This window comes from Pararhizobium sp. DWP3-4 (assembly GCF_049898205.1).
Taxonomy (GTDB): Bacteria; Pseudomonadota; Alphaproteobacteria; order Rhizobiales; family Rhizobiaceae; genus Pararhizobium.
Genome location: NZ_JAFCXF010000003.1, coordinates 421,277 through 432,467, shown reverse-complemented (window position 1 = coordinate 432,467; position 11,191 = coordinate 421,277). Strand labels below are relative to the sequence as shown.

Sequence of the window (11,191 nt, the reverse complement as noted above, 5' to 3'; positions counted from 1 at the left end):
CTTGTGCTGAAGTGCCGGAGAAAGGCTTAGTTGGTTATCGAGGCTTGCTGCTGAGGATCGGCAGCCGGCTTCATGGAGACCATTTCAGGTGCCACGAGCGCGCCGGGACGGATGCGTTGCAGGCCGTTGACGACGATGCGTTCCTGAGCTTTCAGGCCAGCCGTCACTACCCGCAGGCCATCGGATTTCATGCCGACACTGATCTCGCGGTATTCGGTGGTGTTGTCCGGCTTGACGACCATGACGTATTTCTTGTTCTGGTCGGTGCCGATGGCCCGTTCATGCACCAGCACGGCGTCCTCGGACTTTGCCTGGCCCATGCTCAACCGGGCAAACTGTCCCGGCATCAAAGCGCCATTGGCATTGTCGAACACGGCGCGGACACGGATCGTGCCGCTCTGGGGATCGACGCTGTTGTCCACCAACTGAAGCTTGCCGCTGACGTCCGACGATCCGGCAACATCCATTCGGACCGGCACGCGGTCGATGAAGTTGCGGGCGTTCACGCCCTCCGGCAATTCGGCGAGTATGGTTGAGACGATCCGCTCGTCGGCCTCGAAGCTCGCATAGATCGGGCTCAAGGACACCAGCCGGGTCAGGATCGGCGAGGAAGGACCGGCGGCGATCAGGTTGCCTGCGGTGATCTCGATCTTGCCGACGCGGCCGGTGATCGGGGCGCGGATTTCGGTGTATCCGAGATTGAGCGCTGCCGATTGCAGCACGGCGCGGGCGGCGCCGACGTCTGCTTCTGCGCTTGCCAGGCCATTCATGCGCTGATCGACTTCGCTTTGCGACACTGCATTGGAGGCCAGCAATTGCCTGCCGCGCTTCAGCTCGACGCGCGCCAGCGAAGCGCGTGCTTCGGCTGCGGTCACGCTGGCTTGGGCGCGGGCGACCTCGGCCTGGTATGGGGCGGGGTCGATGGTGACGAGCAGGTCGCCCTTATCGACAATGGCGCCTTCCTGGAAGTGAACCGACTGGATGGCACCGGCGACGCGGGAACGCAACTCGACATGATCGACGGCTTCCAGGCGGCCGGAGAACTCACTCCACTGGGTTACGGACTTCGCTTCGACGACCGCGACGGAGACAGGTATGGCAACGGGCGCTGCGGTCGAGGCATCAGCCGCGTTGCCGCTTCCTGCCGGGCTTCCCAGCAGATCGAAATAGATCGTCGGCGAAATGGTGGCGACCGCGAGCACGAGGCCGGTGGTGAGAAGCTTGGTTTTGAAAGTTCCGAATGACATGGCGGTTATCCTGAATTTCTGCCCCGGGTGTGGGCTGCCTTGTGTCCGACGTGGGAGGCGAAGGATTTGGGCGAGGGTTGCATTGACGTTCAATACCGTTCGGTATAGAAATAAGTTCTGAAGCCGATCACTGTCAATCGAATTATATACCGATCGGTATAAAAAAATTCGGGAGGGCCCACCCCATGGGACGGCCAAGAGAGTTTGATGTCGATGATGCCCTTGAAACGGCGATGGAGCTGTTCTGGCGAAAGGGCTACGAAGGCACGTCTCTGACTGACCTGACCGAAGGCATGGGTATTACCAAGCCGAGCCTCTATGGCGTCTTCGGCAATAAGGAAGGCCTCTTTCTCAAGGCCTTGGAGCGCTACGAGCGCACCAAGATGAACTTTTTCCATGAGGCTCTGAAGGAACCGAAGGCACGCGATGTCGCTGGGAAGATCCTGAGAGGCTTTGCCGATTCCCAGACCGCGGCAACTGGTCCGAGCGGTTGTATGGGGATCAATGGTGCGCTCGCCTGCAGCGAGGCTGCCGCCGAAATCCAGAAATGCCTGATTGAAAACCGCCAACGCGGCGAGCGTGATCTGGGCAGACGGTTCGAGCGTGCCGCGAGCGAGGGTGACCTTCCAGCCGGGCACGAGCCTTACGATCTTGCCCGCTATATCATGACCATCTCGCAGGGGACCGCCATTCAGGCGGCGTCTGGTGCTGACCGGCCGGCGCTCTACCGCGTCATCGATATGGCGCTGCAGTTTTGGCCCGAAACCGTCGAGCAGAACTGAATCAAGCGGTTATCGAAGTTCCATATACAACACGAGCAGTGTTTTAGCGATCGCTTCACTCGTCGGTCATCTTCCCACTGCGTGATTCCAGCCGATACCGGTTGCCGGGATAGACCAGCCGGGCAAAAGACACGGCGCGTTTCGACGACCATGTCCGCCGCCGGATGAGCAGGCAGGGCTCGGTACGCAGGATAACCAGCAGCTTACACTCCCATGGCTGCGGCATGGCGGCTTCAACGATATGTTCGGAGCCGCTCAAGGGGGCTTCCGCCGTCAGATAAGCATTCGGTGTCTGCACCGTAAAGTCCTGCTCCAGATACCCTGGTGCTGCTTCCGGGTTGACGAAGCGGTCTTCGATCTGGACCGGAACGCCGTTTTCGCTGTGGACGATCAACGAGTGAAACACCGGTGCGCCGATTGAAAGTCCGAGTGCATCGGCAACGTCCGGTGCCGCCGTTTCCTGCGCCAGAACGACGACGGAGGCCTGATGCGTATGGCCCCGTTCGTCGATCTCCTCGGCGATGTTGCGCACTTCGAACAGTTCGGAATAGCCTTTGCGCTCGGCAACGAAGGAGCCAACCCCCTGGATACGCACGAGTTCCCCTTCGCTTGCCAGTTCCCTCAATGCCCGGTTGGCCGTCATCTTGCTGACGCCGAGTTCCGCAACCAGTTCGTTCTCCGAGGGTACCCGGTGTTTCGGTGGCCATTCGCCGCTCTGGATGCGGTCAAGGATCATCTGCTTGACGCCAGCATAAAGCGGCGAGCCGTCACTGTCGCTGGTGTCCCATTTTAACGGAGCGTTCTGGTCGTTGCTTCGTTTCATATGCTCATTCCTTGGGCGGAATTAATTTTGCATTCAAATGCGGCCGCCCACTTGCATACCATAAAAATTAGCATATGGTACCATATACAACATGGATGTTCAGGGGCATTTTTAGGTCTCGTTCTCCATCAGTTATTGTGAAGCCGGCGTAGATCGGCGGACGTTGTTGAAGATAAACCTCAGAGGAACGTGAACATGAACCTGTCAAAATTTCTGACGGCCGGTGCCGTCGCATTCGCCACGCTTGCCGCTCCAATGGCTCAGGCCAAGGACTGGAAGACCGTTACCATCACGCTTGAGGGCGCCTATGCTCCGTGGAACCTGACCAATCCCGATGGCACGCTCGGTGGCTTCGAGCCAGAGCTTGCCAAATATCTCTGCGACCACATGAAGGTCGAGTGCACGCTGGTTGCCTCCGACTGGGATGGCATGATCCCGGCACTCAATGCCGGCAAGTTCGATGTGATCATGGATGCCCTGTCGATCACCGAGGAACGCAAGAAGATCATCGATTTCACCATTCCTTATGCCCATACGCACGCCGCCTTCGCGACGCTCAAGGATGGTCCGCTGGCCAATGCCGCAGGCACGGGGACGGTTGTGAAGCTCGATCCGGGCGCCACCGGCGTCAAGGAAGTCGATGCGATGAAGGCAGCCTTTGCCGGAAAGACCATCGGCATTCAGGCGGCCACCGTCTATTCCAAGTTCGTCTATGACAACTTTGGCGATGTTGCCACGGTGCGGGAATACAAGACCGGCGCCGAGCGCGACCTCGATCTCGAAACCGGCCGTATCGACCTCGTCTTCGACGATGCCGTCTACCTGATCTCCGCCTTTGAAAAGTCGAACGGTACGCTCGGCTTCACCGGCCCTGAAATCGGCGGAACCATTTTCGGCAGTGGCGAAGGCCTCGGCGTTCGCCAGGCTGATACCGACCTGCGCGACATGTTGAGCAAGGCAATCCAGGCTGCTCTCGATGACGGCACGATCAAGACGCTGTCGATGAAGTGGTTCAAGACCGACGTTACCCCCTGATCCGGATTTGCCTGCCGCTTGCTATTTTGCCTGTGGCGGGCACACTTGTTGCGGCAGGCCGCTCTTAGGAGAGGTGCGGCATGTCATATCCACTTGAAGATCGAGAATCCGGCTTTGCCGGGAGCGAGGGGATGCCTGCGGCATGGCTTTACTTCAAATGATCGGATTTGGCCCTACCGGCTGGGGCGGGCTGCTGCTTATGGCAGCGCTTATGACGCTCTGCGTCACCGCCGTGGCACTGTTGATCGGCGCTATTCTGGGTTCGCTCGTTGCCTGGGCGAAGCTTTCGGGAAGCCGGATCATGAGAACGATCGGCGGTATCTACACAACGGTGTTCCGTGGCGTTCCGGAGCTGTTGATCATCTATCTCGTCTATTTCGGTGGCTCGAGCGCGGTCACCGCCATCGGTACGGCGATGGGTTATGAGGGCTTCCTCGGCCTTCCATCTTTTGCTGCCGGAGCGCTGGCAGTGGGCCTCATCTCCGGCGCCTATCAGGCCGAAGTGTTTCGCGGCGCCTACCTTGCCATTCCAAAGGGAGAGCTGGAGGCGGCGCAGGCGATCGGCATGAACCGCAGCTTGCGCTTCCGCCGTATCATCGGACCGCAGGTGTTTCGCTTTGCCATTCCCGGTATCGGCAATGTCTGGCAGCTCAGCCTCAAGGACTCGGCGCTGGTTTCGGTCACCGGCCTTGCCGACCTGATGCGCACCAGCCAGGTTGCGGCCGGCTCCACTCGCCAGCACTTCCTGTTCTTCATTGTCGGCGGTTGCCTCTATCTGATCCTCACCAGCTTCTCGGACCGCATTTTCAACACTGCCGAGAAGCGCGCCAATCGCAGCATGCCGACCAGTCTCGGCCAGGCCTGATCAAGGAGACGCGCGATGGACATCGCCTTCATGTTCGAGACCATGAAAACGCTGCTGGCCGCTCTACCGATGACGCTGGCGCTGTTTTCCCTATCCGTCATTTTCGGCGGGCTGCTGGCGCTTCTGATCGTCTGGATGCGCGTCAGCGGCAATGCCGCCGCTCGCAACTTCGCCAAGGGCTACATTTTCATCTTTCGCGGCTCGCCGCTTTTGATCCAGATGTTCCTGATCTTTTACGGTCTCGGCCAGTTCGGTTTCATCCGCTACAGCTTCCTGTGGCCGGCCCTGCGCGAACCCTTCGTCTGCGCCGTGCTGTCGCTGGCGCTCTGCACGGCCGGCTATTCGGCGGAAATCTTCCGCTTCGGCCTGCGGGCCATTCCGGCCAAGGAGATCGAGGCTGCGCGCTCCATCGGCATGTCGGGTTTCCTGTTGACCCGCCGCATCCTCGCCCCGATCGCCTTTCGCCATGCGCTGCCGGCTTATTCGACCGAAGTGGTGATGATGGTGAAATCGACCGCGCTCGCCAGCCTCGTCACCGTCTGGGAAGTGACCGGCGTTGCCCAACGGCTGATTTCGCAGACATACCGCACGATGGAAGTCTTTCTCTGCGCTGCCGCCATCTATCTCATTCTCAACTTCATCATCCTTCAGGCCATGGCGCTGCTTGAATACAAGCTGACCCCGCATCGCCGCGCAGCACCGCTTTTCCCGGTACCGCAACGATGAACGCCTCGACCCTCAACCAGACTGGAACGACCATGGCAGGCACGACCCGGCTTTCCGTCCGCAATATCCGCAAAAGTTTCGGCACGCATGAAGTGCTGCGCGGCATCTCGCTCGAGGCCCGCGACGGCGATGTCATCTCGCTGCTTGGCGCCAGCGGCTCGGGAAAGTCGACATTCCTGCGCTGTATCAATCTTCTTGAGATCGCCGATCACGGCGAGATTTCCGTCGATGGCGAGCTGATCCAGATGCAGCAGCGTGGCGGAAAGAACGTTCCGGCCAATCGCCGCCAGGTGGACCGGATCCGCTCCGAACTCGGCATGGTGTTCCAGTCGTTCAATCTCTGGTCCCATATGACGATCCTCGAAAACGTCATCGAGGGGCCTGTTCATGTGCTCAAGCGCCCGCGCGCAGAATGTATCGCCGAGGCTGAGGCGCTGCTGGAAAAAGTCGGCATCGCGGAAAAGCGCCATGCCTATCCGGCGCATCTCTCCGGCGGCCAGCAACAGCGCGCAGCTATCGCCCGCTCTCTGGCGATGCGGCCAAAGGTGATGCTGTTCGACGAGCCGACCTCGGCGCTCGATCCGGAACTGGTCGGCGAAGTGCTGCGCGTCATGCGTTCGCTGGCCGAAGAAGGCATGACCATGCTGGTCGTCACGCACGAGATGAGCTTTGCCCGCAACGTCTCCAACCGGGTGATCTTCATGAAATCCGGGGAGATCGACAGCGACGGCTCGCCGGACGAACTCTTCGGCTCGGGCGGTTCTCCCAGCTTCCGCCAGTTCATCGGCAATTTCGGAGGCTGACCGTGCAGGACATCGTACTCGACGCGACGCTCGACTGGCGCGCCGTGGCGGCGGTTGCCGATGGTGCAACGCTTTCGCTCTCCGACGCTGCCAGGCAGCGGGTCGAAACGGCGAGCCGTATCGTGTCTGCGATCGTCGAAAGCGGCGTGCGGGCCTATGGGGTGAACACCGGCGTCGGCGCGCTGGCCGATACGGTGGTCGACCGCCCGTCGCAGAGCCGTTTGTCGCGCAATATCATTCTAAGCCATGCCTGCGGTGTTGGTCCACTGCTGAAGGCGCGGGAGGTCCGTTCCATCATCGCAGCGCAGATCGCCAATTTTTCCCACGGTCATTCCGGCGTGCGCCCGGCGATCGTCGATCTGCTGCAGATCTTTCTGCGCCAAGACTGCATTCCCGAAGTGCCGTCCAAGGGCTCGGCCGGGTATCTCAGCCACAATGCCCATATTGCGCTGGTGCTGATCGGCGAAGGCAGGGCACGGCTGAAAGGTAAGCCCGTGACCGGTGCCGAAGCCTTGGCGACGCTTGGCGTCACGCCGCTGGTGCTGCAGGCAAAGGAAGGCCTGAGCCTCGTTAACGGCACGGCCTGCTCCACGGGACTTGGCGCTGTGGCTCTGGCACGGGCGGAGCGGCTGCTGGACTGGGCCGATGCCATCGCAGCGCTGACCATTGAAGTGCTCGGCTGCCAGATGACCGCATTCGATGCTGATGTGCTGGCCCTTCGCAAGTCGACAGGGATCGAGAAGGTCGGCAGGACTTTGCGCGCGCGCCTCGCCGGTAGTGGATTGATTGAAGCAGCGAGAGGCGCGCGGACGCAGGATGCCTTGAGTCTGCGGTCGGTCCCGCATGCCCATGGCGCGGGATGGGACGTATTCGATTTTGCAAGCATCGTGGTCAATCAGGAGCTGGCTTCCGTCACCGACAATCCGGCGGTGTCCGGAACGCCGGACGCGCCGGTGGTTTCCTCCGAGGCGCATGCCGTGGCGCCGGCGCTCGGACAGGCGCTGGACAGTCTCGCCATTGCGATTGCCCAGATATCGATGATGAGCGAGCGCCGCATCGATCGCCTCATCAATCCGCTGGTCAGCGGTCTTCCGGCTTTCTTGGCCGCCGACCCGGGTGCAGGCTCGGGCTTCATGATCGCGCAATATACGGCAGCAGCCCTTGCTGCGGAAAACCGACGTCTCGGTGCTCCGGCAAGCCTTGATGGCGGCATCACGTCGGCGTTGCAGGAGGATTTCCTCGGGCATCCGACGGCTGCCGCCAACAAGCTACTCGCCGTGATCGACAATGCCGAGCATATTCTTGGTATTGAGTTTGCCGCCGCCGCACAGGCGCAGGATTTCAAGGTCGGTGTTGCGCCGCGTGCTGAGAGGACCGACGTGCTCTATCGCTATATCCGTGCCGATATGCCAACCTATGCCGACGACCGGCCGCTCGGCTGGGATCTGGAAAAGGCCCGCGACCTGCTGCGCGCATCGCCACCGCCAGATATTTAAACTCCCGAAAGGATAGTGCCATGACCGCCCATTTCGACGTTGCCGTTGTCGGCCTTGGCGCCATGGGCAGTGCTGCGATCGCGCATCTGGCCGCCCGTGGAGTGAGCGCGATCGGTATCGATGCCTATTATCCGGCGCATGCGCTGAGCTCGTCGCATGGTGATAGCCGGTTGATCCGGCTTGGTTATTTCGAGGATCCGTCCTATGTGCCGCTCTTGCAGCGCGCCTATGCCAATTGGCGGGCGCTGGAGGCACGGCTGCGCGAGGATATCCTGACAATCACCGGCGTGCTGCAGATCGGCAAGCCCGACAGCAAGATCGTCAGCGGCACGAAGAAGAGCTGTGCCTTGCACAACCTGCCGCTGGACACCCTTGATCCCGGCGAAATGCGCCGCCGTTTCCCGGTGTTTTCTCTCGACGATGACGAGGTCGCTCTCCTTGATCCGCAGGGCGGTTACTTGCGGCCCGAAGCAGCCGTGATGGGGCACCTGAAGCTTGCGGCCGCCGATGGTGCGGCCTTGCATTTCGGCGAGAAGGTGACGGCGATCGAGCCGGGTGACCACGGCGTTACGATCGTTTCCGATACCGGACGCTACACGGCCAGCAAGGTGATCGTCGCGACCGGCTCCTGGATCGGCGAACTGGTGCCGGCGTTGCGCGATCATGCGGTGCCGATCAAGCAGGTCGTCTCCTGGTATCAGCCCTCCGACGGTTTCGTGACCATGCCGCAGCGCATGCCGGTGTTCATTCGCGACGAGGGCGAAAACGGCTCGTTCTTCGGCTTTCCGGCGATCGGCGTCGACGGCGTCAAGGTCGGCCGTCATGCGCATTTCCGCGAGCCGATCGATCCGAACCAGCCCAATCCACCAGTCAATGATAAGGATACGGATCTGCTCGACAGCTTCCTCAAGCGCCGTCTGCCCGCCGCTGCCGGACTGCGCGTGCGCTCCACCACCTGCCGTTATACGATGCTGCCGAGCGAGGATTTTCTGCTCGACCTTTTGCCGGGCGACAAGCGCATCGTCGTCGCGTCGCCCTGCTCCGGCCATGGATTCAAGTTCACCAGCGTCGTCGGCGAAATCCTAGCGGATCTGGCGCTCGAGGGCGGCACGGACCTTTCGATCGGCGCCTTTTCGTTTGCGGCAATGGACCGGTTTCTGGCAGCGCGGGCGGCATGATATGACGTACACACTTCAGCCGGTGTCAGAAACGTTCTTTGACCTGCCAGCCGCGAGCGAAGCTCCAGCGGGATCGGTCGCGATTTTCGGCGCCGTGCATGGGACGGCCTATCCCGGCAGTATCGCCGATCGGTCCGGTATAACAGCGCCGGATGCCATCCGCCGGGCGATCACCGAGGCTTCCGTGCATGTCGATCATTGGGATTTCGATTTCGACGGACCTTTGTTGAACGACGGCGCACTGGATGTGGTGGATCTGGGTGATGTCGTTACGCGCCACAATGATAATGCAGGTAATCGCGCGGCGATCGAGGCGGCAACCCGGTACATCCGGGCAGCCGGCGCCATTCCGCTTCTGATCGGTGGCGATGATTCCGCCGCCATTCCCTTCATGCGCGGTCTCTCGGATGTCGATACCCTGCATATCCTGCAGATCGACGCCCATATAGACTGGCGCGACCGGATCGGCGACGAGCCGCTTGGCTATTCCAGCACGATGCGACGTGCCTCCGAGCTTCCGTTCGTGCGCTCCATGACCCAGGTCGGCATTCGCGCCGTGGGTAGCGCGCGCCGCGAAGAGCTCGAGACGGCAAAGGCGTGGGGTTCACGGCTGGTGACGGTGCGCCAGGTGCGGGCAAGCGGCGTGGCAGAGATCGCTGATGCCATCCCGCATGATGGTGCGCTGCTGATCCATATCGATGTCGATGCGCTCGATCCATCGATCTGCCCGGGCGTCAATGCAATGTCGCCCGGAGGTCTATGGCTTGAGGAAGTCACCGATCTCATCGCCTCGGCTATGACTGGCCGCACACTCGCCGGCTTTTCGATCGTCGAGTTTCAGCCGAAAGCCGATGTCAACGGTATGACCGCGACGGTCGTTGGCCGGTTGATCTGCCACGTGCTCGGCAATCTGGCCCGAAAGAATGGCCGTTAGACGGGGCTGATGCGGATCAGGTAGGCTTCCACCGGCATATCGGAACTGACGCGGCAGGGGCCTTCGATGATGGCGCAGTCGAGCCGGGCCAGTTCCTCGGCGTGCTCTCCGCTATCGATTCGCAGGTTGCCCAGCGACAGAAGCATCGTCACGCCGCCTTCGGCATCGAGAGGATGGTCACCTTCGAACACGCGCCGTTCCACCCGGTGTGCCCACTGGCCCCGTCGGGTCATCACGTTGAGATCGACGATCGTGCCCGATACCAACCGTGCCGAGGTCGCTGCATCGGCCGGAAACGCGAGGGGTTCCGACGCCCGGGTCAATACGACGGGCTCCCGTCCGGCGATATCCAGTTCCATGCCTTCGCCTTCAAGGATCGACAGGGTGCGGTTTATACCGGTGAAGACGGAAAACGGCCCATCACTTGCCACCGTTGCCATGCTGACGCGCCAGCCGAAGTTGGTGAGATCGGTCTCCGGCGGAAAGACCGCTATCTCGACTGTCTCACCGCCCCCGTTTTTCCAAGGCATGCGGCGGTAATCTTTGGCTCTCAGTACCTGTAACTGGCTATGAGGCGGCGTTTTTGGGTCTTGCATTGTAAACCTCTGCGAAGTGGGCCAAGTTTAATGGATTAAGTCCGAAGGAGGGCGATGATGGAAACTGTCACTATTCACGAGGCAAAGACGCATCTGTCCCGCCTGATGGAGAAGGTCTCGAAGGGGGAGTCCTTCATTATCGCCAAGGCTGGAAAGCCGATCGGCAAGCTGGTGCCGCTGGATGAGGCGGAAATGCCGAAGCGCCGCATTGGTTTCATGGCTGGCGAAATCACCGTACCTGATGACTTCGATACGATGATGGCCGAAGAAATCGAAGAGATGTTTTACGGCAATCCAGACAAATTCAAAGATCGATGAGAGTTCTGCTCGATCCACATATCCTGATTTGGGCGGCGGGCGGTATCATCTGATGCCGGACAATGTCAGGCGGCTCATCGAAGACGAGAGCGGCAAACTCCTGTTCAGTCCTCCCCAGCATCTTGGAAACAGCGATAAAACAGGGTCGCGGGCGGGACGATTTTCGCACCGATCCTTTGTCCTGCGTTATCGCCTTCTCGAAAACGGATATACCGAGCTTCCCATCAACAGCGAACACGCAATCGCGATTGCCGGTTTGCCGCTGCTTCACAAGGACCCCTTCGATCGCATCCTGATTGCTCAGGCGATCATCGAAGGGGTTCCTCTCATAACGGTTGACGATATGGTCCTACGCTATCCCGGACTTCCGAAATATCCGCTGACCTAA

Annotated in this window: 13 protein-coding genes; 10 read left to right on the top strand and 3 right to left on the bottom strand. The window is 60.7% G+C overall.

The window, feature by feature from the left end:
* Positions 1-26: 26 nt before the first annotated feature.
* On the bottom strand, positions 27-1,247 hold the full coding sequence (locus ACP7E6_RS11445) for an efflux RND transporter periplasmic adaptor subunit (RefSeq protein WP_426229888.1): 1,221 nt from the start codon (positions 1,245-1,247) through the stop codon (positions 27-29).
* Positions 1,248-1,432: 185 nt separating this feature from the next.
* Here ACP7E6_RS11445 and ACP7E6_RS11440 point away from each other — a divergent pair, with 185 nt between their 5' ends.
* The gene (locus tag ACP7E6_RS11440) at positions 1,433-2,029 is read left to right on the top strand and encodes a TetR/AcrR family transcriptional regulator (protein WP_426229887.1); all 597 of its coding nucleotides are present in this window, start codon (positions 1,433-1,435) and stop codon (positions 2,027-2,029) included.
* Positions 2,030-2,084: 55 nt separating this feature from the next.
* Here ACP7E6_RS11440 and hutC read toward each other — a convergent pair whose 3' ends face one another.
* Positions 2,085-2,852 (bottom strand): histidine utilization repressor, encoded by a 768-nt coding sequence (hutC, locus tag ACP7E6_RS11435; RefSeq protein WP_426229886.1) that lies wholly within the window; start codon positions 2,850-2,852, stop codon positions 2,085-2,087.
* 195 nt (positions 2,853-3,047) lie between these two features.
* Here hutC and ACP7E6_RS11430 point away from each other — a divergent pair, with 195 nt between their 5' ends.
* The 7 genes from ACP7E6_RS11430 (at position 3,048) to ACP7E6_RS11400 (ending at position 9,889) form a co-directional block, all read left to right on the top strand.
* Positions 3,048-3,887 (top strand): transporter substrate-binding domain-containing protein, encoded by an 840-nt coding sequence (locus ACP7E6_RS11430; RefSeq protein WP_426229885.1) that lies wholly within the window; start codon positions 3,048-3,050, stop codon positions 3,885-3,887.
* Between the two features lie 142 nt (positions 3,888-4,029).
* Complete coding sequence (locus ACP7E6_RS11425) at positions 4,030-4,752, top strand: ABC transporter permease (RefSeq protein WP_426229884.1); 723 nt, start codon at positions 4,030-4,032, stop codon at positions 4,750-4,752.
* Positions 4,753-4,767: 15 nt separating this feature from the next.
* Positions 4,768-5,478: an ABC transporter permease gene (locus ACP7E6_RS11420; RefSeq protein ID WP_426229883.1), complete on the top strand. Its 711-nt coding sequence runs from the start codon at positions 4,768-4,770 to the stop codon at positions 5,476-5,478.
* A 32-nt stretch (positions 5,479-5,510) separates the two neighbouring features.
* The gene (locus ACP7E6_RS11415) at positions 5,511-6,281 is read left to right on the top strand and encodes an ABC transporter ATP-binding protein (RefSeq protein WP_426229947.1); all 771 of its coding nucleotides are present in this window, start codon (positions 5,511-5,513) and stop codon (positions 6,279-6,281) included.
* 2 nt (positions 6,282-6,283) lie between these two features.
* The gene (locus ACP7E6_RS11410; RefSeq protein ID WP_426229882.1) at positions 6,284-7,777 is read left to right on the top strand and encodes an HAL/PAL/TAL family ammonia-lyase; all 1,494 of its coding nucleotides are present in this window, start codon (positions 6,284-6,286) and stop codon (positions 7,775-7,777) included.
* 20 nt (positions 7,778-7,797) lie between these two features.
* Positions 7,798-8,955: an N-methyl-L-tryptophan oxidase gene (solA, locus tag ACP7E6_RS11405; RefSeq protein ID WP_426229881.1), complete on the top strand. Its 1,158-nt coding sequence runs from the start codon at positions 7,798-7,800 to the stop codon at positions 8,953-8,955.
* A 1-nt stretch (position 8,956) separates the two neighbouring features.
* Complete coding sequence (locus tag ACP7E6_RS11400) at positions 8,957-9,889, top strand: arginase family protein (protein ID WP_426229880.1); 933 nt, start codon at positions 8,957-8,959, stop codon at positions 9,887-9,889.
* On the opposite strand, the gene ACP7E6_RS11395 is transcribed toward ACP7E6_RS11400, so the two are convergent.
* Complete coding sequence (locus ACP7E6_RS11395) at positions 9,886-10,485, bottom strand: HutD/Ves family protein (RefSeq protein ID WP_426229879.1); 600 nt, start codon at positions 10,483-10,485, stop codon at positions 9,886-9,888. The genes ACP7E6_RS11400 and ACP7E6_RS11395 overlap by 4 nt on opposite strands.
* 57 nt (positions 10,486-10,542) lie before the next feature.
* Between ACP7E6_RS11395 and ACP7E6_RS11390 the strand changes: the two genes are divergently transcribed.
* Together ACP7E6_RS11390 and ACP7E6_RS11385 are read left to right on the top strand one after the other, a co-directional pair.
* Positions 10,543-10,803, top strand: a complete 261-nt coding sequence (locus ACP7E6_RS11390; protein ID WP_426229878.1) for a type II toxin-antitoxin system Phd/YefM family antitoxin — start codon at positions 10,543-10,545, stop codon at positions 10,801-10,803.
* Between the two features lie 52 nt (positions 10,804-10,855).
* Positions 10,856-11,191 carry a type II toxin-antitoxin system VapC family toxin gene (locus ACP7E6_RS11385; RefSeq protein ID WP_426229877.1) on the top strand — a complete coding sequence of 112 codons (336 nt, stop codon included), beginning with the start codon at positions 10,856-10,858 and terminating at the stop codon, positions 11,189-11,191.

Bases quoted from the DNA above. Each gene is read 5' to 3' on its own strand.
- ACP7E6_RS11445 (WP_426229888.1), bottom strand. From the start codon at position 1,247: ATGTCATTCGGAACTTTCAAAACCAAGCTTCTCACCACCGGCCTCGTG.
- ACP7E6_RS11440 (WP_426229887.1), top strand. From the start codon at position 1,433: ATGGGACGGCCAAGAGAGTTTGATGTCGATGATGCCCTTGAAACGGCG.
- hutC (WP_426229886.1), bottom strand. From the start codon at position 2,852: ATGAAACGAAGCAACGACCAGAACGCTCCGTTAAAATGGGACACCAGC.
- ACP7E6_RS11430 (WP_426229885.1), top strand. From the start codon at position 3,048: ATGAACCTGTCAAAATTTCTGACGGCCGGTGCCGTCGCATTCGCCACG.
- ACP7E6_RS11425 (WP_426229884.1), top strand. From the start codon at position 4,030: ATGGCTTTACTTCAAATGATCGGATTTGGCCCTACCGGCTGGGGCGGG.
- ACP7E6_RS11420 (WP_426229883.1), top strand. From the start codon at position 4,768: ATGGACATCGCCTTCATGTTCGAGACCATGAAAACGCTGCTGGCCGCT.
- ACP7E6_RS11415 (WP_426229947.1), top strand. From the start codon at position 5,511: ATGGCAGGCACGACCCGGCTTTCCGTCCGCAATATCCGCAAAAGTTTC.
- solA (WP_426229881.1), top strand. From the start codon at position 7,798: ATGACCGCCCATTTCGACGTTGCCGTTGTCGGCCTTGGCGCCATGGGC.
- ACP7E6_RS11400 (WP_426229880.1), top strand. From the start codon at position 8,957: ATGACGTACACACTTCAGCCGGTGTCAGAAACGTTCTTTGACCTGCCA.
- ACP7E6_RS11395 (WP_426229879.1), bottom strand. From the start codon at position 10,485: ATGCAAGACCCAAAAACGCCGCCTCATAGCCAGTTACAGGTACTGAGA.
- ACP7E6_RS11390 (WP_426229878.1), top strand. From the start codon at position 10,543: ATGGAAACTGTCACTATTCACGAGGCAAAGACGCATCTGTCCCGCCTG.
- ACP7E6_RS11385 (WP_426229877.1), top strand. From the start codon at position 10,856: ATGCCGGACAATGTCAGGCGGCTCATCGAAGACGAGAGCGGCAAACTC.